This is a genomic window from Serratia sarumanii (assembly GCF_029962605.1).
GTDB classification, from domain to species: Bacteria; Pseudomonadota; Gammaproteobacteria; order Enterobacterales; family Enterobacteriaceae; genus Serratia; species Serratia sarumanii.
Map to the genome: position 1 here is coordinate 4,278,300 of NZ_CP124750.1, position 22,649 is coordinate 4,300,948.

Annotated in this window: 18 protein-coding genes; 16 read left to right on the forward strand and 2 right to left on the reverse strand. The window is 59.8% G+C overall.

All coding sequences use genetic code 11. The features are described from left to right. Window positions 1–484: 484 nt before the first annotated feature. The 15 genes from SSARUM_RS20280 (at window position 485) to SSARUM_RS20350 (ending at window position 19,545) form a co-directional block, all read left to right on the forward strand. Complete coding sequence (locus tag SSARUM_RS20280; RefSeq protein WP_049213299.1) at window positions 485–1,399, forward strand: alpha/beta hydrolase; 915 nt, start codon at window positions 485–487, stop codon at window positions 1,397–1,399. Between the two features lie 426 nt (window positions 1,400–1,825). Continuing rightward, complete coding sequence (locus SSARUM_RS20285) at window positions 1,826–2,236, forward strand: GNAT family N-acetyltransferase (RefSeq protein ID WP_004937348.1); 411 nt, start codon at window positions 1,826–1,828, stop codon at window positions 2,234–2,236. Window positions 2,237–2,263: 27 nt separating this feature from the next. Continuing rightward, window positions 2,264–2,953: a helix-turn-helix transcriptional regulator gene (locus tag SSARUM_RS20290; RefSeq protein ID WP_060422946.1), complete on the forward strand. Its 690-nt coding sequence runs from the start codon at window positions 2,264–2,266 to the stop codon at window positions 2,951–2,953. 20 nt (window positions 2,954–2,973) lie between these two features. Further along, window positions 2,974–4,275 (forward strand): cytosine permease, encoded by a 1,302-nt coding sequence (locus tag SSARUM_RS20295; protein WP_033649111.1) that lies wholly within the window; start codon window positions 2,974–2,976, stop codon window positions 4,273–4,275. A gap of 529 nt (window positions 4,276–4,804) precedes the next feature. Beyond that, on the forward strand, window positions 4,805–5,419 hold the full coding sequence (locus SSARUM_RS20300) for a helix-turn-helix domain-containing protein (RefSeq protein ID WP_033636033.1): 615 nt from the start codon (window positions 4,805–4,807) through the stop codon (window positions 5,417–5,419). Continuing rightward, a complete protein-coding gene (locus SSARUM_RS20305; RefSeq protein WP_004937338.1) occupies window positions 5,420–6,316 on the forward strand; it encodes a queuosine precursor transporter in 897 nt (298 codons plus the stop codon). Then, on the forward strand, window positions 6,294–7,133 hold the full coding sequence (gene queF, locus SSARUM_RS20310; RefSeq protein ID WP_039567184.1) for an NADPH-dependent 7-cyano-7-deazaguanine reductase QueF: 840 nt from the start codon (window positions 6,294–6,296) through the stop codon (window positions 7,131–7,133). The genes SSARUM_RS20305 and queF overlap by 23 nt, the downstream gene beginning before the upstream one ends. Before the next feature lie 123 nt (window positions 7,134–7,256). After that, the gene (locus SSARUM_RS20315; RefSeq protein WP_039567182.1) at window positions 7,257–9,404 is read left to right on the forward strand and encodes a phosphocholine-specific phospholipase C; all 2,148 of its coding nucleotides are present in this window, start codon (window positions 7,257–7,259) and stop codon (window positions 9,402–9,404) included. A gap of 86 nt (window positions 9,405–9,490) precedes the next feature. Continuing rightward, window positions 9,491–10,627: an ABC transporter substrate-binding protein gene (locus SSARUM_RS20320; protein ID WP_039567180.1), complete on the forward strand. Its 1,137-nt coding sequence runs from the start codon at window positions 9,491–9,493 to the stop codon at window positions 10,625–10,627. A 160-nt stretch (window positions 10,628–10,787) separates the two neighbouring features. Beyond that, window positions 10,788–12,911, forward strand: coding sequence for a TonB-dependent receptor family protein (locus SSARUM_RS20325; protein ID WP_060430988.1), 2,124 nt, complete (start codon window positions 10,788–10,790; stop codon window positions 12,909–12,911). A gap of 196 nt (window positions 12,912–13,107) precedes the next feature. Beyond that, window positions 13,108–14,034 carry an aminoimidazole riboside kinase gene (locus tag SSARUM_RS20330; RefSeq protein ID WP_060430987.1) on the forward strand — a complete coding sequence of 309 codons (927 nt, stop codon included), beginning with the start codon at window positions 13,108–13,110 and terminating at the stop codon, window positions 14,032–14,034. A gap of 193 nt (window positions 14,035–14,227) precedes the next feature. Next, a complete protein-coding gene (locus tag SSARUM_RS20335; RefSeq protein ID WP_060431003.1) occupies window positions 14,228–15,637 on the forward strand; it encodes a carbohydrate porin in 1,410 nt (469 codons plus the stop codon). A 63-nt stretch (window positions 15,638–15,700) separates the two neighbouring features. After that, a complete protein-coding gene (locus tag SSARUM_RS20340; protein WP_060430984.1) occupies window positions 15,701–17,071 on the forward strand; it encodes a sucrose-specific PTS transporter subunit IIBC in 1,371 nt (456 codons plus the stop codon). Further along, window positions 17,071–18,480 carry a sucrose-6-phosphate hydrolase gene (locus SSARUM_RS20345; protein ID WP_060388263.1) on the forward strand — a complete coding sequence of 470 codons (1,410 nt, stop codon included), beginning with the start codon at window positions 17,071–17,073 and terminating at the stop codon, window positions 18,478–18,480. Before SSARUM_RS20340 ends, SSARUM_RS20345 begins: the two co-directional genes overlap by 1 nt. A gap of 30 nt (window positions 18,481–18,510) precedes the next feature. Beyond that, entirely contained in the window at window positions 18,511–19,545 is a 1,035-nt protein-coding gene (locus SSARUM_RS20350) for a LacI family DNA-binding transcriptional regulator (protein ID WP_033636042.1), read from the forward strand. Window positions 19,546–19,600: 55 nt separating this feature from the next. Here the strand turns inward: SSARUM_RS20350 and exbD are convergent, their stop codons facing one another. Then, entirely contained in the window at window positions 19,601–20,023 is a 423-nt protein-coding gene (exbD, locus tag SSARUM_RS20355) for a TonB system transport protein ExbD (protein WP_004937307.1), read from the reverse strand. Between the two features lie 3 nt (window positions 20,024–20,026). Next, complete coding sequence (gene exbB / locus SSARUM_RS20360; RefSeq protein WP_072264955.1) at window positions 20,027–21,004, reverse strand: tol-pal system-associated acyl-CoA thioesterase; 978 nt, start codon at window positions 21,002–21,004, stop codon at window positions 20,027–20,029. A 431-nt stretch (window positions 21,005–21,435) separates the two neighbouring features. Between exbB and metC the strand changes: the two genes are divergently transcribed. After that, window positions 21,436–22,647 (forward strand): cystathionine beta-lyase, encoded by a 1,212-nt coding sequence (gene metC / locus SSARUM_RS20365; protein WP_039569286.1) that lies wholly within the window; start codon window positions 21,436–21,438, stop codon window positions 22,645–22,647. Window positions 22,648–22,649 lie beyond the last annotated feature (2 nt).

The following is a 22,649-nucleotide window of genomic DNA, read 5'->3' on the forward strand; positions in this document are numbered from 1 at the left end:
AGCAAAACCCCTGCCGGCAATCCCTGGCAGCCCACGCCCGGCCCAAGAACAATACCTCAGCCAGACCACATAACCATTTGAAAAATAATGGCATTAAACGATTAATAAGAATCACTTACATATTTATAATAAAATGTTCTATATGTATAGGAAGCTATAATATAAGATACCGGAAAGTTTCCCTGGTGTTGTTGTGTGTCTTTGCCCTATTTTATAGGGCTTTTTTTGCTCAAAATCGTTGATAACCGTGTGTTTTCATCCGCCCTCGCCGTTTCTCCCCGCATAAAAATCATAACCATTTCTAATTAATGATAATCCTTCTTATTCCTGACTTACCAATAATAACAATGAGTTGCTATTAACCCGGCAAAGCAACTGGCGGCGCGCTTCCGGGTTCCGCGGTCGGAATGTCCACCCTAAAGGTAGGTTTTTGCCTGACGCGAACGGATGCTACTATCGGCCTTTTTCGAGGATGTTGATCCGCATGTTCTTGTCCAACCGGCATTTTATCTCCGCGCTTCTGGCGCTCGCCATCGGCCTTTGGCTGCCGGGCTCCGTGCTGGCCAGGCCCGATTTGGAACGCAAGATCGGCACTACCGTAGCCGATAGCGATTCTGCGGATTATCGTTTCAGCGATCTGCGCTTCACCTCCGCCGATGGCCAACGGCATTACCGTGTGCGCATCGCCCAGCCGCGTCGGGCGCCTGCGCCTGACGGCTATCCAACGGTTTATTTCCTCGACGGCAATGCGGTGCTGATGGAGTTGAACGCCGCCTTACTGGCCAAATTGGCAGCGGCGAAGCGGCCGCCGGTGCTGGTGATGATCGGTTATGACAATGATCTGCGCATCGATGCCGCCGGCCGCGCCTACGACTATACGCTCCCTCTGCCGGCAGGCATGAAGAAAGCGCCGCGGGCCGGCGGGGGCGCGGATGCGTTCCTGCAATTGATTGAAACTCGGATCAAACCGGCGATCGCCGCCAAACTGGCGGTCGATCCGCAGCGGCAAACGCTGTGGGGCCACTCCTACGGCGGGCTCTTCGTTCTGCACACGCTGTTCACCCATCCCGCCGCCTTCCAGCGCTACATCGCCGTGGAACCCTCGCTGTGGTGGGGTAACGGCATGATCCTGCAAGAAGCGCAGCAGATGACGGAACGACGTGCGGTGCCGGCGACAAGGCTGCAACTGTGGGTTGGCCTGGCGGAACGCGATCGCGCGGCTCCGCCCGGCGTGAAGAGCCCCACTCTGCCGGCAGATGCAACGCATTTGCTGGCCGAACAGCTGGCGCAGCTCGGCGGTCTCACCGTCGGCTATCGGGAGTGGCCCGCCTTAGGGCACGGCGCCATGCTGGGCGCGGCCATCGAGCCGGCGCTGAGCAGCGTCATCGCAGAAGACTGAATCCGCGGATTGGAAGGTATCGTCCACATTTTCATCTGCGGCGCATATCTTCTGATGAGAAGAGTGTTTACTATCTGAGACGGTGAAGGGTGGTCGCGGATGGGGGCGTCAAAAAACAAAGTGGCTCCCCCGTCGGCAAGTGAGCTTGCTCTATCCGGTGGAGCCATACAGTACTGCAGTTTTCCCGGTGGGGCCCTGGTGAGGCGCAAGTAGGAATAGATGGTGTTGGCAGGGCATTTCAGCGTTTTAATACCGCCTGTTCACTATTTTCTTCTCCCTGTGACGCCTACTATAAGCGCCCGCTCACCGGGTGGAAAAGGGTGAAAACCACCCTTGAAATACATTAATTAAAGTGATATTAGAAGCGGTTGGAGCGAAAGCGCCTAGTTCGGTTTTGAATAATTAAATCAGGGAATTATATTAAAAATGAATATTAATATCACCGACAAACCCAACCCGCAGGATGAAGAGTTCGTTATCGACAGCCTTTGGGCGCACAATCACAAAACCCAGCCCGTAGACATTCACCCGCTGTTCCTGACCGTCACCGACGACAACCAGCAGATCGTCGGCGGCCTGGTCGCACGCACCTGGTGGGGCGGCCTGGAAGTGCAGTATCTGTGGGTCGGCGATCAATGCCGCAAAAGCGGATACGGCCGCCAATTGATGGAGCTGGCCGAAGAAGAAGCCCGCAAGCGCGGTTGCCATATGGCCTATGTCGATACCTTCGATTTCCAGGCCAGAGGCTTCTACGAAAAACTGGGCTACCGGGTCTACGGCGAGCTGGGCGACTATGCGCATCGCCACACCCGCCATTACCTGGCTAAAAGCCTGTAGCGCAGCCTGAGCGGCACAGAGGTGGGTATGGGTTCATCGCATAAAGATAATGAATCTTATTTTAAGGGCCTCATCACCATGATGGAGCACCTGAGCGAACCCTGGGGCATCAAAGATCAGCTGTCCCGCCACCTCTATATGAACCGCGCCGCTTATCTCTATACCAATACGCCGCTGAATTTCGACGTCGCCGGTAAATATGACCACGAGTTCCCCGCCGACTGGGCCGACTCCGCCGCCGACTTTATCGAGCATGACAAGATGACCGAAGCGGCGCGCGATCGGGTCACGGTCATAGAAACACACTACTGGTACGGCAAAGACAGCCTGACGCCGTTTATCAGCGAAAAGCTGCCGGTGTACAACGATGACAAACAGGTGATTGGCGTGATCTGGAACGCCAAGCCGATGAACAGCCTGTCGCCGCTGAAATACATCAATCAGCAAAAACCCAGCGTGTTGACCACCGAAGTCAATAACGAGCTGTTCACCCGTGCCGAACTCGATGTCATTTTCCTTATGCTGCAACGATTTACGGTGAAAGAGATCGCCAAAATCTATAACGTCAGCAATAAGACCATCGAAAACCGCATTTATAACATTTACCAGAAGGCCAACGTGCATACTCAGCAGCAATTTGAGGAATACTGCAAATACGCCAATCTGGATAACTACATTCCCGATCGCCTGATAACCAAAGGCATTCAGTTTATTTGAACCGCAAGGAAGATCTCACCGTGATAAAGATCGAAGATTATCCGCTCACCCGGGTGCCGCAGGATAAACGAGTTTCGTTTTTAAGCGTGGCCATCGTGCATATGGGCATGTTGACCGCGCTGGACCAGTTCATGCTCGGCGCCGTGCTCGGCAACTCCATGACGCTGATTGACGCCTTCACCGCCATTTTCGTCGGCAGCCTGATCTTCGGCGTGGTGACCTACGGCCTGGGGCTGGCGGGCATGCGCGAAGGCATTTCCGGCAGCCTGCTGGCGCGCTGGTGCGGCTTCGGCCGTCTGGGCTCGGTGCTGATCGGCGTGGTGGTGGCCGTCAGCCTGCTGGGTTGGTTCGGCATTCAGAACGCCATTTTCGCCAAGTCGCTCGACTTCGCGCTCGGCAATAAGCTGGGCTTCGGCCTGGCCGCCGGGCTCTCGGGCACGCTGCTGACCATCCTGGTGGCATTCGGCTTCAAGGCGCTGCGCATCGCCGCCCGTATCGCGGTGCCGATGTTCATCATGCTGGTGGCCTATATTTCGGTGACCGCGCTTTCCGGCCATAACCTGCAGGAGATCATCCAGCTGGCGCCGCCGGGTGAACCGCTGACCATCAGCGCCGGCATCACCATCGTCGTCGGCGGCGCCATCGTGGCCAGCCTGATGACCCCCGACCTGACTCGTTACTCCAAAAACGGCAAGCACGTGCTCGGCGTCACGCTCTTCACCATCATCGCCGGCGAGTTCGTGGTGAACGGCCTGGCGATCCTGATCGCCAAAACCCTGGGCACCGCCGATGTGGTCACCATCATGTCACAAGCGGCCGGCGGCGCCGGTTTGCTGGTGGTGGTGTTCTCCACCCTGCGCGTCAACGATCTCAACCTGTACTCTTCTTCGCTGGGCATCGTCAACGCGGTGGAAGGCATCACCGGCAAAAAGCTGAAGTACACCTACACCACGTTGGTGATCGGCATTCTTGGCACCACGCTGTCGGTGCTGGGCATTCTTGACCGCTTTGTCGACTTCCTGACGGTGCTTGGCGTGGTCTTCCCGCCGATTATCGGCATCATGCTGGTGGACTATTACCTGCTGCGCAGCCACCGCAAGATCCTGGACGAGAGCCGCCGTACCGGCCAGCTGCCGAGCGAAACGCCGACCATCGGCTGGGCGGCGATCGTCGCCAGCATCGTCGGCGGCGCCGTTGGCCTGGCGACCGAATGGGGCGTGCCGACCATCAACTCTCTGGTGGCCGCCAGCCTGCTGTATTGGGTGCTCAAACTGGCCTTCAGCCGGGCGCAAAAACCGCTGGCCTCACAGAAATCGCTCTGATTTTCGCGCACGCGTTAATGCACTCCTCCGGTAACGGGGGAGTGTTTGATGCTCGAAAAGGGAGATTCAGTGCAAAAGAATAGGCCGATCGCGTAGACAAACGGCCGTGGTAGTTAGGGTCCCTGGTGTCGGTAGCAAGCTATCCATTATGCTCAGAGTGTGGCAACGCCCCCTCTGGGCTTTTTATTATAAAAATTGTTGGCTTCCGTGTTTGATCATAAAGAAAAACTTCAGCTTGCATGAACAGTAGCCCATGAAATCGGTTTTGGTCAACATAAAAGTAAACATAAAACCGGCTTTTGTGTTCACTTTTCCATAAGCAAAACCTAATCAATTGATTTACACGGCTTTATCTTTCGCGCAGAGAAAGCAGGCCATCCCCGCTGACATCACTGCGCTAAACGGCTGACGAGAAACAATAATTACCGCCAATAATCAGCCTGTTACCCGCGCGTCCGCGCCTTTTTATCTGGACAACGCCAGTGCGTAGGATATAGTGAAGCCTGCGTAATGTTTGTAAGGACAGCCAATGAAAACCACCAACGCACAGCGCAAAATCAACATCATTAAAAATATTGAATATCTGATGCGTACCCGCGGTGAAACCAAGGCTTCCTTTTCCAATCGCAGCGGCCTGACGCGCACGACTCTCTACAAAATTCTTGACGGAAGAGTGAACAACGTTCAGCAATCCACCGTGAATCGGATCTCCGATTTCTTCGGTGTCTCCTGTGAAGAGATCGAAGACTACGATCTGGAAAAACTGGAGCTGCTCAACGAGACGCTGTCCACCGAGGGCAACAAGAACCCTTCCGCCATTCCGGTGATCCCGCAGTCGCGCTATCTGGCCGTCTCGCAGCGCAAGATCGGGCAACTGGTCACCGAGTTTCCTCTGACTTATTTCTTCGGCGATGAGTCGAACATGTTGGCAATGAAAATAGAGACCGAAATTAAAGGGTCATTTATTCCCGGCGAGATCATCATCATAAAACGTCCGCCGGTACTGATTTGCGATTCGCCTTTGCTGTATCACTCGGGAAAAAGCGGCTTCTTTGTGGTTGACGACAAAGACAGCGAAAGCATGGACAAACGCCCTCAGGACACCGTGCAATTCCTGGGTTACATCGTTGGAGAAAGGTTATAAATGGAACCGAATCAGAAGTTCAAGCTGTTGGGCTTCACCCGGCATGGCACCATCGCGGCCAATGTCATGGTATTGGCCACCGGCAAAACCATTACCATGGGGCTGAATGAGCTGGCCGACAGCGAAATATCGGAAGATCTGAGCCGGCACGAGCTGCAGGCGCTGTACCGCAAACTCTATGGCGACAACCAACAAAAAACCGCCTACGAGCTCAGCGATCGCCATGAACGATCCTGGTACGCCTACCTGATTATTACCGTGGCGCTCAGCGTGATTTATATTTTCTCAACGCTGTGCGGCGTCAAGCCGATCCAAATCCCGGTGCTGAATCTCATCACGCCGCCGGCGATCTTCATCTACCCGCTCACGTTCATTCTGGTGGACATTCTCAACGAATTCTACGGGTTGCGGCTGGCCAGGCGCACCATCATCATCTCGTTTATCGCCAACCTGACCTTTGTCTTGGGGGTCTGGGTGACGACGCTGGTACCGAGCATTCCGCAATGGGAGTACAGCGAGACCTACAACGGCATCGTACACAGCATCATGGCGGTGCTGGTGGCCTCGTCGGCGGCCTATCTGATCTCCGAGAACGTCAACTCCTACCTGCTCTGCAAAATCAAAGAGTTGACCAACTCCCGCTACCTGTTTGTGCGCGTGATCACCAGTACCGTAGTGGCTTCGGCCATCGACAGCGTGGTGTTCTGTACGCTGGCGTTCTACAACGTGCTGAGCTGGGATATCATCAAAACCATGATCCTGTCGCAGTTCCTGATCAAGGTGGTTTACGCCCTGCTGGGCGTCGGGCCGATCTACGCCACCCGCAGTCTGTTTAACCGCTACATCAATACCGAACAAGCAAAGGGCAATGAATATGCATATCCAAAAGCAAGATAAGATCACCCATCTTGGCGCCAACTCCGATTATCCGGATCAATATGCTCCCGCATTGCTCGAAGCCTTGCCGCGCGCGCGCGGCCGCGATCTGATCGGCGTGGACGAGCGGCAGCTGCCGTTCAGCGGCTTTGATCTGTGGACCGCCTTCGAGCTGTCCTGGCTCAACGCCAAGGGTAAGCCGGTGGTAGGCATCGGCGAATTTACCTTCCCGCACTCCTCGTCGAACCTGATCGAATCCAAGTCGTTCAAGCTATATCTCAACAGCTTCAACCAAACGCGCTTCGACAGCGTGGAACAGGTGAGCGCCGCCATGCAGCAAGATCTGTCGCAGGCGGCCAACGGCCAGGTCACCGTCAAGCTCTATCCGGGGCTGGAAGGTTACCCGGCGCAGATCGAGCGCCTGCCGGGCATCAACATCGACGATCTGGATATCGCGGTCGACGACTTCGCCTTCAAACCGGAATACCTGAGCGGCGCGGCCGAGAGAGGGGAACCGGTGTCGGAGACGCTGTCTTCCAATCTGCTGAAATCCAACTGCCTGGTCACCAACCAGCCGGACTGGGGCAGCGTGGTGATCCGCTATGAAGGCCGCAAAATCGATCGCGAAAGCCTGCTGCGCTACCTGATCTCCTTCCGCCAGCACAACGAATTCCACGAGCAGTGCGTCGAGCGCATTTTCAACGACATCAAGCAGAGCTGCCGCCCGGAAAAACTCAGCGTGTTCGCGCGCTACACCCGCCGCGGCGGCCTGGACATCAACCCCTTCCGCAGCGATTTCGAAACGGCGCCGGCGCTCGGCCGCCTGATCAGACAGTAAGCTTTATCCCCCAATGCTCCCGCCGGGGAGCATTGTTTCCCTCGCATTCATCTCCCTGTTATTTTTCGCCATTATCGTCGTCAGCGGCTATCTTCAAAGCACACTGACGGAGATTAACGACGCATGCCTGACCTTTCACGCAGAGACATCCTGCGGGCTGCCGCCATCGGATCGGCTTTCTCACTGTTGCCGGCCTCGATTCGCAAAGCGCTGGCCATTCCCGCCAATAACCGCACCGGCACCCTGCGCGACGTCGAACACGTGGTGATCCTGATGCAGGAGAATCGCTCTTTCGACCACTACTTCGGCACCCTGCCTGGCGTGCGCGGCTTCAGCGATCGTTTCACCATTCCACTGCCCGGCGATCGCCACGTCTGGCAGCAGCAGGGCGCCGAGCGGCTGGTGCTGCCCTACCACCTGGACAGCCAACGCGGCAACGCCCAGCGCGTCACCGGCACGCCGCACTCGTGGGTGGATGAGCAAGCCGCCTGGGATCACGGCCGCATGAGCGCCTGGCCCACCTACAAAACGCCGGCCTCGATGGGCTACTACCGCCAGCAGGAGCTGCCGTTCCAGTTCGCGCTGGCCAACGCCTTTACCCTGTGCGACGCCTATCACTGCTCCATTCACGCCGGTACCAACACCAACCGGCTGTTCCATTGGACCGGCACCAACGGCCCGTCCGCCGCCGACGTGGCGGTGGTGGTCAACGAGTGGGACAGCCCCGGCCCGGCGGAGATTGGCTACCAGTGGACAACCTATCCGGAACGGCTGGAGGCAAGCGGCGTCAGCTGGAAGGTGTATCAATTCCTGCCGGACAACTTTACCGACAACCCGCTGGCGGGTTTTCGCCAATACCGCGCCGCCAGCATTCAGGTGGGCAATCCGGCGCGGCCGCCGAAAGACTTCAACGCCTTCGTGACCTACAGCGATGCGCTCAACGAGGCCGCGCCGCTGTACAAGGGCAACGGCAACACCCTGCCGGCCGCCGACGGCAACGATCTGGACGCCATGCTGGCCGGATTCCGCGCCGACGTGCAGCAGGGCAAACTGCCGCAGGTCAGCTGGATCATCGCGCCGGCGGCCTATTCGGAACACCCCGATCCCTCCAGCCCGGTGCAGGGCGGCTGGTTCACCCAAGAGATCCTCAACGCGCTGACCGACAACCCGGAGGTGTGGAGTAAAACCGTCCTGCTGGTCAACTACGACGAAAACGACGGCTTTTTTGACCATATGCCTTCGCCTTCCGCGCCGTCGCTGCGCGAAGACGGCAGCTTCGCCGGTAAATCGACCGTGCCGTTCGACACCGAGATCTTCCAGCACGTGGCCCCGCCCGGTTCGCAGGATCAACCGCCGCCGGACGGCCGCATCTACGGCCCCGGCCCACGGGTGCCGATGCTGGTGCTGTCGCCCTGGAGCCGCGGCGGCTGGGTCAACTCGCAGGTCTTCGATCACACCTCGGTGCTGCAATTTTTGGAAAAGCGCTTTCAGGTGCATGAACCCAACATCAGCGCCTGGCGCCGCGCGGTGTGCGGCGATCTCACCTCGGCGTTCAACTTTGTCGATCCTAACGGCGAAGCGCTGCCGAGCCTGCCCGCCACCAGCCGCCACGCCGCCGACGGCCTGCGCCTGCGCCAGGAACAGCTGCCGCAGGTGCCGCTGCCATCCCCCTCCCACCAGCGTTTGCCCCATCAACGCCGCCTGGCACGCCCTTCCCGCGCGTTGCCCTACCAGCTGCACGTTGAAGCCACCGTCGCGGCCGAGCAGCGCCGCGTGACGCTGAACCTGTTCAATACCGGCGAGCAGGGAGCGGTGTTTCACGTCTACGATCGGCGGGATCTGACGCAGATCCCGCGCCGTTTTACCGTCGAGGCGGGTAAGGCGGTCAGCGACGACTGGCTGGCGGAGAATGAGTACCATCTGTGGTTGCTCGGCCCCAACGGCTTTCATCGCGAGCTGCGCGGCACCCTGAGCCGGCCACAGCCGGAGGTGCGTTTACGCCCGACGGGCCGCAGCCTGCTGCTGCAGCTGAACAATCCGGGCACCGAAGCGATAGCGGTCACCCTCGAACGCTGCCCCTACACGCAGCAAGGGCCGTGGCCTATCACGCTGCCGGCGGGCGGCAGCCACCAGCAAGCGTTTGACGCCCGCGCCAGCGGCGGTTGGTATGACCTTACGCTGCAAGGCACCGACGGCTGGCTGCGCCGCCTGGCGGGGCGGCTGGAGGATGGCGAACACAGCGTCAGCGACCCGCTGATGGGCCAGGGGTAATCGATCGGCATCAAGGGAGTTCAAAAAGCGAAAGGATATCGCTTATCATTGCGTTCTCGTTCCCAGCCGATTACCCAAGGATCTTCATGCCCGCTGTTCTTATCGCCAAAGCCGGCCGCTGGTTGGCCGCCTGCGTTTTGCTGTTGGCCGGCGCCGCTCAAGCCGCGCCTATCGTCGTCACCGATGTCGCCGGCCGTCAGGTCACCCTGCCGCAACCGGCCAAACGCGTTATTCTGGCCGATGCCCGCGCGCTGCTGGCGCTGAATATTCTGCACCCGCAGCAGCCGCTGAAAAACATCATCGCCTGGGACAACTCTCTGAAGGTCAAAGCACCGGATCTGGTTGAAGCCTATGCGAAAAAATTTCCGCAGGTCATGCAAATCCCTACCTTCGACAACCCCTACACCAGTGATTTCAGCGTGGAAAGCGCGGTGGTGCGCCAACCGGACCTGATCATTTTCGACATCGGTCTGCTGAGCAAATTGAAAGACAGCGGCGTACTGACCCAGCTGGAAAAAGTCGGCATCCCGGTGCTGATCATCGATTTTCGCCAGCAGCCGCTGACCAACACCGTCGCCAGCATGGCGCTGTTGGGTAAAGTGTTTGACGAGCAGCCCAACGCCGACGCCTTTATTCGCCTCTATCAGCAGCGCCTCGAGCTGGTGCGCCAGCTCGTCGCCACGCTGAAACCGGAGCAGCGCCCCAGCGTCTTCATCGAGCGCAGCGCCGGCATCAAAGGCGATCAGTGCTGCAACACCTTCGGCAAAGGCAGCTTCGGGCAGTTCATCGATACCGCCGGCGGCAACAATATCGGCAGCAAGCTGTTTTCAGACATGGGCGGTGAAGTGAACGTCGAGCAGGTGATCAGCAGCAACCCGGATTTCTATCTGCTGACCGGCGCCGACTGGAGCCGCGGGCATCGCGGCACGCTGGCGGTGCCGTTGGGTTACGCTACCGATATGGCCACCAGCCAAAAGAAACTGGCGCATCTGCTGGATCGCACCGGCATTAACGTGCTGAAAGCGGTGAAAGAAAAACGCGTGATGGCGATTTACCATCAATTTTACGACACGCCGCTCAACTTTATCGCCGTTGAGGCGATCGCCAAATTCCTGCACCCGGCGCTGTTTAAAGATATTGATCCGCAAGCGGATATCGAAATGGTGCATCAGAAATTCACCGCGCTGGATTACAGCGGCGTCTTCTGGCTTACGCCGCAATAACCCCCGCCAGGGCCCGCCAGCCGGGCCCTGTTTCCCGCATTCATTATTTAGTTACCCACTTAACTATCCCGTAACAATTCTATTTACTTGCCAATAATTATCATTAAGATTGTCTTTTCTAAAAAAACACATCCGGGTCTGAAACTCTTAAGGCATTATTATGTCACCTCTTTTTCGGCTTTCCCTGCTGACGGCTGCCATCGCCGTCGCGTTCCCTGTCCTTGCTACTGATAATTCATCTCAGAACGATACCGACACTGTGACCGTCGTCGGCAACTGGCTGGACAACCCTGATACCAGTTCGGTGCTGCTCAACCATCCGGGCGCGCGTTCCATCGTCACCCAGCAGCAGATGCACGAACAGGGCGACCAAACCATCGCCGACAGCCTGCGCGGCGTACCCGGCGTGCAGGTGCGCGACAGCAACGGCACCGGCGGCAGCGACATCTCGCTCAACGTCGGCGTGCGCGGCCTGACTTCGCGTCTTTCTCCGCGCTCCACCATTTTGATGGACGGCGTCCCGCTGGCAGTCGCGCCTTACGGCCAGCCGCAGCTGTCGATGGCCCCGCTGTCTATCGGTAATCTGCAATCGGTGGACGTGGTGCGCGGCGGCGGCGCGGTGCGCTACGGGCCGCAGAACGTCGGCGGCGTGATCAACTTCGTTACCCGAGACATTCCCAAAACGTTTGGCGGCACCGCCAGCGTACAAACCCAGGGTGCCAGCCACGGCGGCCTGAAGACCCTGACCAGCGCCTCCGTGGGCGGCACCGCAGACAACGGCCTCGGCGCCGAGCTGCTCTACTCCGGCCTGCACGGCCAGGGCTACCGCGACAACAACGACAACACCGACATCGACGATTTCATGCTGAAAACGCGTTATGCGTTCAGCGATCGCGACGAGCTGCTGGCCAATTTCCACTACTACGACGCCAAAGCCGGCATGCCGGGCGGGCTGAGTGCCGCGCAATACTCGCAAAACCCGTTCCAATCCACGCGGCCGTGGGACCAGTTCGAAGGCCGCCGCAAGGATATGTCGTTCAAGTACAAACATCAGGAAGACGACAAACAGTTCGAAGTGTTGACCTACTTCACCGACAGCTACCGCGGCAGCAACATCGAATCGGAAGGCACCGGCAAAAACGCGGGCCAGCGGCGCATGGTCTCCTATCCGCGTCACTATTCAACCTGGGCTATCGAACCAAGCTATTCGCAGGTCTTCCGCTTCTGGGATATGGCGCACGAAATCACCCTCGGTTACCGTTACCTGAATGAAACCATGGACGAAAAGGCGTCGCGTTCGGCCTGGTATAATCCGGCGGATATCGGCTCGACGCCGGAGACCCCGGACTATTACCAGCACACCTCCGGCGGCACCGCGGCCAACGCGTTCTATATCGACGACACCATCAACGTCGGCAACTGGACGGTCACGCCGGGCCTTCGTTATGAAAGCATCCGCACCCACGTGGACGATGCCTTCAACAACATCAGCCGCGAGAAAAGCTACAGCGAACCGCTGCCGTCCTTGAACGTGATGTACCACCTGTCCGACGCCTGGAAGCTGTTCGCCAACGCCAACACCTCGTTCGGCAGCATGCAGTATTTCCAGCTGACCAAAGGCGGCAACGGCAACCAACCTGCGCCGGGGCTGACGGCGGAGAAAGCGCATACCTATGAATTCGGCACCCGCTACGACGACACCGTGGTCAAAGCCGAAGCCACGCTGTTCTACATCGACTTCGATAACCAGCTGCAATACATCAGCAACGACGTGGGCTGGACCAATATGGGCGCCACCAAGCACAAAGGTATCGAGCTGGCGCTCAGCTACGATCTCAGCGAGCTGAACCGGGCGCTCGACGGCGCCAGCGTCTATACCAGCTATACCTACACCAAGGCCAGCACCGATAAGGGCGACTTCGCCGGTAAAGACCTGCCGTTCTACTCGCGCCAGGTCTATACCGTCGGCACGCGCTACGCCACCGGCAGCTGGGTATGGAATCTGGACGGCTACGCGCAGTCCAAACAGCATTCGCCGGGCACCGGGCCGGAGTACGTCACGCAGGAAAGCGCCGATGGTCAGTTCGGCGATATCGCCGGTTACATGGTGTGGAATGTGCGCGGGGAATATAACTTCGGGCCGCAGTTGTCGAACCTGACGCTGGGCGCCGGGGTGAAAAACCTGTTCGATCAGCGTTACTTCACCCGCTCCAACGACAATAACTTCGGCAAGTACGTCGGCGAACCGCGCACCTTCTTCGTGCAGGGGGCGATCGCCTTCTGACGCTCTAGTGCCCACCACAGGCGCTTCGCTCATCAAACCGCCCGACCGAATCGCGGGCGGTTTTCCCACATCTTGCCCATCCTGTTTTTGATCTTCCTCACTGACCAAACGCCCCAGCGCATTATTTCATTGCCTTGCTAAACCGGTTCTTCTATTTTAGCAACCCATCTGACAAGGACAAAAACAGGGATTAAGCATGATGAATCGCGTATGGGTACTGGGCGACGCCGTGATCGACCTGGTGCCGGAAAATGCCAACGGTTATCTCAAATGCCCCGGCGGCGCGCCGGCTAACGTGGCGGTGGGCATCGCCCGGCTCGGTGGCGACAGCGCCTTTATCGGGCGGGTGGGGCAAGACGGCTTCGGTGCCTTTTTGCAGCAGGTGCTGAGCGATGAAGGGGTGGATATCGGCCATATGCGGCCGGATCCCGAACACCACACCTCCACGGTCGTGGTGGATCTCGATCTGCAGGGTGAGCGCTCATTCACGTTTATGGTGCAGCCCAGCGCCGATCTGTTTTTGCAGCCCGACGATCTGCCGGTTTTCCAACGGGGCGAATGGCTGCACCTCTGCTCCATCGCGCTCTCGCAGGAGCCCAGCCGCAGCGCGGCCTTTACGGCGATGGAACGCATTCGGGCGGCCGGCGGCCGGGTCAGTTTCGATCCCAACATCCGCGAAGAGGTCTGGCGCCAGCCGGAAGCGCTGCGCCCCTGCCTGCAAAAGGCGCTGCTGCTGGCGGACGTGGTGAAGCTGTCGCGCGAAGAGCTGGCTTTCATCAGCCATCTTGACGATCTGGAGAACGCCATTCGCTGGATGATGCAAACCTATCCGCTGCGCCTGCTGCTGGTGACGCTGGGCGGCGACGGCGTCTGCATACACGATGGGCAGCGTCTACGCCATTTCCACGCGCCATCGATCGTGCCGGTCGATACCACCGGCGCCGGCGACGCCTTCGTCGCCGGGCTGTTAGCGGCGCTGGCGCGCCTTCACGAATTGCCGCAGGAAGCGCAATGGCCGGCGGTTATCGCCCAGGCCCAGGCCTGCGGCGCGCTGGCCACCACCGCCAAAGGCGCCATGACCGCCCTGCCCCGCGCCGACGAGCTGGCCGCTTTCCTGCGTTGATCCACAGCATTCACGGCGATCCGCAGGTTCGCCGTGCTTTTACCCACGATTTGCGCGCTCGATCACAATAGCTGAATCGGGTTAGCTAACTGAGTTGCCAGCTCGCTTCGCTCTCGTTATCTTTCGCCATGAAAAACCGGTTTAGCAATTTAGCAAACAATAATAACAACCCTTACCCGGATGATAGACGATGATAAAAAAACTCAGCTATTTGGCGATAACAACAGGGCTTTTCCTCTCCGCTTCCAGCGCAGCGGCCTCGGGCAGCGGCAGTATCGAGGCACGTCTCAACGCGCTGGAACAACGTCTGGCGCAGGCGGAACGGCGCGCCGCACAGGCTGAAACCCGCGCGACGGCGGCGGAACGTCGGGCGCAACAGCTGGAACAACGCACCGCCAACACCGAACGGCAAACCGCACAGATTGCGCAGCAGGCCGCCACGCCGGAAACGCCGGTTGCCCCGGCCAGCGCGCTGCAGCTGAGCGGATTCAATGACCTGAAGCTGTACGGGGATGTGGAGTTCAATCTGGACGGCGCCAGCCGCAGCGGCCAACTGACGTCGCTGAAAGGCAGCGACCACAAGGACTGGAAGCCCGGCAACAAAGAACGTTGGGATATCAACGGCCGCATTCTGGTCGGGCTGGACGGCTACCGCCGCAATCCGGACGGCAACTTCTCCGGCTTCAGCGTGCAGCCGCTGGCGGACATGACCGGCAAAATGAACCTGGACGACGCCGCCTTCTTCTTCGGCAATGAAAAGAACTGGCAAACCAAAATCGGCCGCTTTGAAGCCTACGACATGTTCCCGCTGAATCAGGACACCTTCATTCAATACTCCGGCAATACCGCCAACGATCTGTACGCCGACGGCTTCGGCTATATCTACATGATGAAAGAGGGCCGCGGCCGCAGCAGCAGCGGCGGCAACCTGATGCTGAGCAAATACGCCGGTGATGTCTATTTCGAACTGAACACGCTGGTGGAGGACGGCACTTCGCTGTTCCAGGACAACAGCTACCACGGCAACGCCCTGGACAATAAGAAAAACGTCGCCTATTTACGGCCGGTGATCGCCTGGAAAAAAGACGCCTTCAGCATCGCGGCGGCGATGGAAAGCAACGTGGTGAATAACGCCTACGGCTATCGGGACGGCCAGGGCCGTTTCGTCGATCAGTCCAAGCGCAACGGCTACGGCATGACGATGAGCTGGAACAACAGCGCCGCCGATCCGGACAGCGGCGTGGTGGCCAACCTGAGCACCGCCTATCTGGATGCCTCAGGCGAGCAAGACTTCACCGCCGGCGTCAACGTGCTGTGGCGGCGCTTCGAACTGGGTTATATCTATGCTCATAACAATATCAAAGAGTTCAATACCGCCGGGATCGCCGCCGATATCCACAACCCGCTCAGCGAACCGGGCAACTACGACATCCACACCGTTCACGCGTCGTATCAGATACCTAACATTATGAATATGAAGAATTTCAATTTGTATTTGGGCGCCTATGTGTCGCTGCTGGAAGCCAACGCCGACAACAAGATAGCCAACGGCGACAGCGATCAACGTTACGGCATGCGCGCCAGATTCAAGTATTTCTTCTGACATCGATTCACGTCGCTGCGCCGCAAACGGCGCGGCGGCATTTTTATTTAGCAAGGGGACAACATGGACATTACCGCAACCGCCAACGCGCTGTTGCCGCTGCTTGGCGGTAAAGAGAATATCGCCAGCGCCGCCCACTGCGCCACGCGCCTGCGTCTGGTGCTGGTGGACGACGGCAAAGTGGACAAAGAGGCCATCGGCAAACTGGACGGCGTCAAAGGCTGCTTCAGCAACGCCGGTCAAATCCAGGTGATCTTCGGCACCGGGCTGGTGAACAAGGTGCATGCGGAATTCATCAAGGCGGCGGGCGTCAGCGAATCCAGCAAGGCCGAAGCCGCCGATATCGCGGCGAAAAAGCTCAACCCGCTGCAGCGCATCGCCCGCCTGCTGTCGAACATCTTCGTGCCGATCATTCCGGCGATCGTCGCTTCCGGCCTGCTGATGGGGCTGCTCGGCATGGTGAAAACCTACGGCTGGGCCGATGCCAACAGCGCGCTGTTCATCATGCTGGATATGTTCAGCTCGGCGGCGTTCATTATCCTGCCGATTCTGATCGGCTTCACCGCCGCACGCGAATTCGGCGGCAACCCCTATCTGGGCGCCACGCTCGGCGGCATTTTGACGCATCCGGCGCTGACCAACGCCTGGGGCGTCGCCGAGGGGTTCCATACCATGAACTTCTTCGGTCTGGAGATCGCCATGATCGGCTATCAGGGCACCGTGTTCCCGGTGCTGCTGACGGTGTGGTTCATGAGCGTGCTGGAAAAGCGGCTGCGCAAGGTGATCCCCAACGCGCTCGATCTGATCCTGACGCCGTTCCTGACGGTGGTCATCTCGGGCTTTGTCGCCCTGCTGTTTATCGGCCCCGCCGGCCGGGCGCTGGGCGACGGCATCTCCTTCGTGCTCAGCACGCTGATTGCCCATGCAGGCTGGTTCGCCGGGCTGCTGTTCGGCGGCCTCTATTCCGCTATCGTCATCACCGGCATTCACCACAGTTTCCATGCGGTAGAGGCCGGGCTGCTCGGCAACCCCAATATCGGCGTCAACTTCCTGCTGCCGATCTGGTCGATGGCCAACATCGCGCAGGGCGGCGCCTGCCTGGCGGTGTATTTCAAAACCCGCGACGCCAAAATCAAAGCCATCGCGGTGCCGTCGGCCTTTTCCGCCATGCTCGGCATCACCGAGGCGGCGCTGTTCGGCATCAACCTGCGCTTCGTGAAGCCTTTCCTGGCGGCGCTGGCGGGCGGCGCGCTCGGCGGCGCCTGGGTGGTGGCCAACCACGTCGGCATGAACGCGGTCGGGCTGACGGCGATCCCCGGCATGGCGATCGTGCAGGCCAGTTCGCTGGTCAGCTATATCATCGGCCTGGCGATCGCTTTTGGCAGCGCCTTCGTGCTCTCCCTGCTGCTGAAATATAAAACGGACGCGCAATGATGGAAGAACTCAGCTTAATCAAACAAGCGCTGCGGGCGGTAATGAACGGCCAGCCACGCGCACTGCGCGATCCGCACCGCCCGGCCTGGCATCTGGCGCCCAGCGTTGGCTTGCTGAACGATCCCAACGGCTTTATCCAGCACAACGGCGTTTATCACCTGTTCTATCAGTGGAATCCGCTGGGCTGCGATCATCGCAACAAGTGCTGGGGACACTGGCAATCGACCGATTTATTGCGTTGGGAACATCAGCCGATCGCCCTGGCGCCGGGCGCCTGTTACGACAGCCACGGCTGTTACTCCGGCTCGGCGGTGGTGGCGGAAGACAAAATCACGCTGATCTACACCGGCAACGTGAAATTCCCCGACGGCTCGCGCACCGCTTACCAATGCCTGGCTCAGGAAAGCGATCGGGGCGAATACCGCAAACTCGGGCCGGTGCTGCCGCTGCCGGAGGGCTACAGCGGCCACGTACGCGATCCGAAAGTGTGGCGTCATCAGGATGCCTGGTACATGGTGCTCGGCGCGCGTGACTTGCAGGATCGCGGCAAGGTGCTGCTGCTGCGTTCCTGCGATCTGCGCGACTGGCAAGCGCTGGGGGAGATCGCCGGTTCCGGCCTGAACGACCTGGGTGAATTCGGCTACATGTGGGAGTGCCCGGATCTGTTCTCGCTGGACGGCGACGACGTGTTGATCTGCTGCCCGCAGGGGCTGGCGCCGCAGCCGGAACGCTATCTCAACCGTTATCAGGCCGGCTATCTGCTCGGTAAGCTGGATTACCGGCAGGCGGCCTTCAGCCACGGCGAATTTCGCGAGCTGGACGCCGGCTTCGAGTTCTACGCGCCCCAGACGACGCAGGCGGAAGATGGCCGCCGCCTGCTGTTCGGCTGGATGGGCGTGCCCGAGCAAGATGAAGAAGCCCACCCGACGCGCCGTTACGGCTGGATCCACACCATGACCTGCCCGCGCGAGCTGTCGCTGCAGCATGGCCGCCTCTACCAGCGCCCGGCGCGCGAGCTGCAACAGCTGCGCGGCGAGCGGGCTGGCTGGCAAGGCCACGCCGATGACGCCCCCGCCTATGCGCTGGGCGCCGCGGAGCTGCAGCTGACGCCGCAGGGCGCGTTCAGCGCCGCCTTTGGCGACGCCATGACGCTGAGCTGGGACGGCGAACGGCTGCAGCTGACGCGTGCTTCCCTGGCCGACGGTAGGCCGGAGCACCGTTACTGGCACGGCCCGGTCACGCATCTGCAGCTGCTGTTCGATCGTTCCAGCGTGGAGATTTTCATCAACCACGGCGAGGCGGTGATGAGCGCGCGCTACTTCCCGGCAGCTGAACCGCAACTGCGGCTGAACGGGAGCGCGCCGCTGGCGTTGGAATACTGGCCGCTGACGCCATGCATGCTAGAATGACGCATCCTCCGATGACTTCAGACGGCGTCAGTGAAAAAAAATAAACGCATTACCATCAGTGACATCGCCACGCTGGCCGGGGTGTCGAAATCGACCGCCAGCCTGGTGCTGAACGGCCGCAGCAAGGAATACCGGGTGTCCGACGACACCCGCGATCGCATTCTGGCGCTGGCGCACGAACACCATTATCAGCCCAGCATCCACGCCCGCTCTTTGCGCTCCAACCGCAGCCACACGCTGGGGCTGGTGGTGCCGGAGATGACCAACTACGGCTTTGCGGTGATCTCGCGCGAGCTGGAAACGCTGTGCCGCGAGGCCGGTCTGCAGCTGTTGATCGCCTGTACCGATGAAAACCCGGCGCAGGAGATGATGGCGGTGAACAGTCTGGTGCAGCGGCAGGTCGACGGCCTGATCGTCGCCTCCAGCCAGCTGAACGACGCGGAATACCAGAAGATCAACGCCGGGCTGCCGGTGGTGCAGATGGATCGCCTGATCGCCGGTTCCGAACTGCCGCTGGTGATCACCGACTCGGTTAATGCGACCGCCGACCTGGTGGAAAAGGTCGCGCGTCAGCATCCGGATGAGATCTATTTTCTCGGCGGGCAACCGCGCATTTCACCGACCCGCGATCGGCTGGCAGGCTTCCAGCTTGGCCTGGAGCGCGCCGGCGTATCGTGCAAACCGGAATGGATCATCAACGGCAGCTATCACCCCAGCTCGGGTTACGAGATGTTCGCTCAGCTGTGCGCACAGCTGGGGCGTCCGCCCAAAGCGCTGTTCACCGCCGCCTGCGGCCTGTTGGAAGGGGTATTGCGTTATCTGACTCAGCATCAGCTAATGGAAAGCGACATCCACCTATGCAGCTTCGACGATCACTACCTGTTCGACTGCATGACGTTGAAGATAGACACGGTGGCGCAGGACTGCCGGGCGCTGGCGCAACATAGCTTCAGCCAGGTCACCGCGCTCATCGACGAGCGGCCGCTGGAACAGAACGCGCTTTACCTGCCGGGCCGTATCCACTGGCGCCATGCCGGTTCGCGGGCGTTGTTGGCCGAGGAGTGATATTTCTGAATCTATAAAAAAGGGCGCCTGAGCGCCCTTTATCGTTTTGCTGCCGCTACTTGGCGGCGCCTTCCATGCCCACCAGCCCCACTTTCAGGTAGCCGGCTTTACGCAGAGTGTCCATCACGCTCATCAGCGTTTCATAGTCCACGCTCTTGTCCGCCTGGAAGAAGATGGTGGTTTCTTTGTTGGCCTGAGTGCGTTGATCCAGCACCGAAGTCAGCTGATCGGCATTCACCGGCTGATCGCCAACGTAGAGCTGCTTGTCGGCCTTCACCGACAGGAACACCGGTTTTTCCGGCCGCGGCTGCGGTTTGGCGGAAGAAGCCGGCAGATCGACGCGGATATCTACCGTTGCCAGCGGCGCGGCCACCATAAAGATGATCAACAGCACCAACATGACGTCGATAAACGGCGTCACGTTGATTTCATGCAATTCGCCGCTGTCGTCCAGATCTTCATTTAAGCGCATCGCCATGACTCACCCCGCCCGCAGTTGGTGTGCGTGCTGTGAGCGCTTGGCTTCCGCCGTTGCGGCCAGATCCAGATCGCGACCCTGCAGCAGCAAGACCTGCGCCGCCACGTCGCCTACCTGGGCACGATGGCCGCTGATGACGCGGGCAAAGATGTTGTAGATAACGACGGCAGGGATCGCCGCGACCAGGCCCAGCGCGGTCGCCAGCAGCGCTTCCGCGATGCCCGGCGCCACGACCGCCAGGTTGGTGGTCTGCGAATGGGCGATGCCGATGAAGCTGTTCATGATGCCCCACACGGTGCCGAACAGGCCGACGAACGGCGAGATGGCGCCGATGGTGGCCAGGAAACCGTTGCCGCGGCCCATGTTGCGGCTGTAGGCCGCCACGCGGCGCTCGAGGCGGAAGCCGGTACGCTCTTTGATGCCGTTGTTGTCGCTGGACTCTGCGGACAGCTCCAGCTCATTTTGCGCGTCGTTCAGCAAGACAGCGCTGACGCTCTGCGAGCCGAAGTTTTGCGCCAGCTCGGAAGCTTCATCCAGCGAGCGCGCGTCGGCCAGCGCCAGCTGTTCGCGGCGCAGGCGACGTTTGGCGCGCAGCAATTCACTGCCTTTGGAGAACAGAATGGTCCAGGTCACGATCGAGGCCAGCACCAGGCCGATCATTACCGCTTTCACCACCGCGTCGGCGTGCTGATACATGCCCCAAACGGACAGATCCATGCCGCGGGTTTCCGGTGGCTGGATCGTTGGCGCCGGGTTCACCGGCGTGATGCTCTCCGGCGCGGCGGCTGCAGGTGCAGGCGCGGTGGTCGGCGCAACGCTTTCGGTAACGGCCGGATTGGCCGCCGGCGCCGCCTGCGCGCTGCCGGCCAGCCCCACGACCAGCACCATTGAAGCCATCAGGCTGCGGCCAAAGGCCTTGCCCCACTGCGCCCGGCCCTGGCCGAACGATCCTTGATTTAAATTCTTGCCAGCCGTTTTCACGCTGTGCCTCCACCCATTACCGATCAAAATTAAGGAATAATTCAGCGTGCGATCATATCAAACCAACCGGGGATTGATAGTAGTTCTCATTATTATTTACCAAATAAACGAGAAAATTTTAGCCAACCCCGCGGCAAAGCGCCAATCCGCGTCCGTTCACCGCCAAACGCCCCTTTTATGGGGTTATTTCGTTACTTTTCCCCCACAACGGCGCAACAAGGCCACGCTGCCGAACGGCATCTCGACCGATGAATGGGCTTCTCTCTCGCCGCTCGGCAGAAGGATGAGGCGAGAAATGCGCGGTCGGCAGCCAATTATAGCCGTTTCTGTATCTGGAAGTTAAAACGTCTGGATGGCTATATTAACTCATGATAACGTAAGGGCTATCGCAAACCGGCACGTGCAGAGCAACCAGAGGTGAGCCAGGTACCATGACGTCAAAACATATCGAAACCACGCTGATCGGCGCCGGCCGCGGCAAGCGCTACACCCAGGGCTCCGTCAATCCCGTCACGCAACGCGCCTCTTCTTTGGTCTTCGACTCCGTCGCCGCCAAAAAACACGCCACCGCGCAACGCGCCCACGGAGAACTGTTTTACGGCCGACGCGGCACCCTGACCCACTTCGCGCTGCAGGATGCGATGGTGGAGCTGGAGGGCGGCGCCGGCTGCGTGCTGTACCCCTGCGGCGCGGCGGCGGTAGCCAATGCGATCCTGTCGTTCGTCGGCGCCGGCGATCACCTGCTGGTCACCGGCTCGGCGTACGAACCGACCCAGGATTTCTGCACCCATATCCTCGGCCGCATGAACGTCAGCACCACCTATTTCGATCCATTAATTGGCGCCGATATCGCCACGCTGATCCAGCCCAATACCCGCGTGGTGTTCCTGGAATCCCCCGGCTCCATCACCCTGGAAGTGCAGGATATCCCGGCGATGGTGCAGGCCATCCGCGCCGTGGCGCCGGAGGTGGTGATCATGATCGACAACACCTGGGCGGCGGGCGTGCTGTTCAAGGCGCTGGATTTCGACATCGACATTTCGATTCAGGCCGGCACCAAATACCTGATCGGCCATTCCGATTACATGCTCGGCACCGCCGTCGCCAACGCGCGCTGTTGGGATCGGCTGCGCGAGTACTCCTACCTGATGGGGCAGATGGTGGATGCCGACACCGCCTACATGGCGAGCCGCGGCCTGCGCACCCTGAGCGTGCGCCTGAAGCAGCACGAGCGCAGCAGCATCGAAGTCGCCCACTGGCTGGCGGCACGGCCGGAGGTGGCGACGGTCAATCACCCGGCCCTGCCCAGCTGCAAGGGCCACGAGTTCTACCGCCGCGACTTCAGCGGCTGCAACGGGCTGTTCTCCTTCGTGCTGAAAGAGCGGCTGGATGATGCGCAGCTGGCCGCCTACCTGGACAACTTCAGCCATTTCAGCATGGCCTACTCCTGGGGCGGCTTCGAGTCGCTGATCCTGGCCAACCAGCCGGAAGAGCTGGAAGCGATCCGTCCGGCGGGCGGCGTCGATTTCTCCGGCACGCTGGTGCGCCTGCACATCGGCCTGGAGAACGTCGAAGACCTGATCGCCGATCTGGCGGCCGGCTTCGATCGCCTCAGCGGCGTGCGCCAAGACGGATTCCGGTAATT

Excerpts from the sequence above, each read along its gene's own strand:
- exbD (WP_004937307.1), bottom strand. The coding sequence starts at position 20,023 with ATGGCGATGCGCTTAAATGAAGATCTGGACGACAGCGGCGAATTGCAT.
- SSARUM_RS20345 (WP_060388263.1), top strand. The coding sequence starts at position 17,071 with ATGGAAGAACTCAGCTTAATCAAACAAGCGCTGCGGGCGGTAATGAAC.
- SSARUM_RS20290 (WP_060422946.1), top strand. The coding sequence starts at position 2,264 with ATGGGTTCATCGCATAAAGATAATGAATCTTATTTTAAGGGCCTCATC.
- SSARUM_RS20330 (WP_060430987.1), top strand. The coding sequence starts at position 13,108 with ATGATGAATCGCGTATGGGTACTGGGCGACGCCGTGATCGACCTGGTG.
- SSARUM_RS20280 (WP_049213299.1), top strand. The coding sequence starts at position 485 with ATGTTCTTGTCCAACCGGCATTTTATCTCCGCGCTTCTGGCGCTCGCC.
- SSARUM_RS20325 (WP_060430988.1), top strand. The coding sequence starts at position 10,788 with ATGTCACCTCTTTTTCGGCTTTCCCTGCTGACGGCTGCCATCGCCGTC.
- SSARUM_RS20300 (WP_033636033.1), top strand. The coding sequence starts at position 4,805 with ATGAAAACCACCAACGCACAGCGCAAAATCAACATCATTAAAAATATT.
- SSARUM_RS20305 (WP_004937338.1), top strand. The coding sequence starts at position 5,420 with ATGGAACCGAATCAGAAGTTCAAGCTGTTGGGCTTCACCCGGCATGGC.
- queF (WP_039567184.1), top strand. The coding sequence starts at position 6,294 with ATGCATATCCAAAAGCAAGATAAGATCACCCATCTTGGCGCCAACTCC.
- metC (WP_039569286.1), top strand. The coding sequence starts at position 21,436 with ATGACGTCAAAACATATCGAAACCACGCTGATCGGCGCCGGCCGCGGC.
- SSARUM_RS20320 (WP_039567180.1), top strand. The coding sequence starts at position 9,491 with ATGCCCGCTGTTCTTATCGCCAAAGCCGGCCGCTGGTTGGCCGCCTGC.
- SSARUM_RS20315 (WP_039567182.1), top strand. The coding sequence starts at position 7,257 with ATGCCTGACCTTTCACGCAGAGACATCCTGCGGGCTGCCGCCATCGGA.
- SSARUM_RS20285 (WP_004937348.1), top strand. The coding sequence starts at position 1,826 with ATGAATATTAATATCACCGACAAACCCAACCCGCAGGATGAAGAGTTC.
- SSARUM_RS20340 (WP_060430984.1), top strand. The coding sequence starts at position 15,701 with ATGGACATTACCGCAACCGCCAACGCGCTGTTGCCGCTGCTTGGCGGT.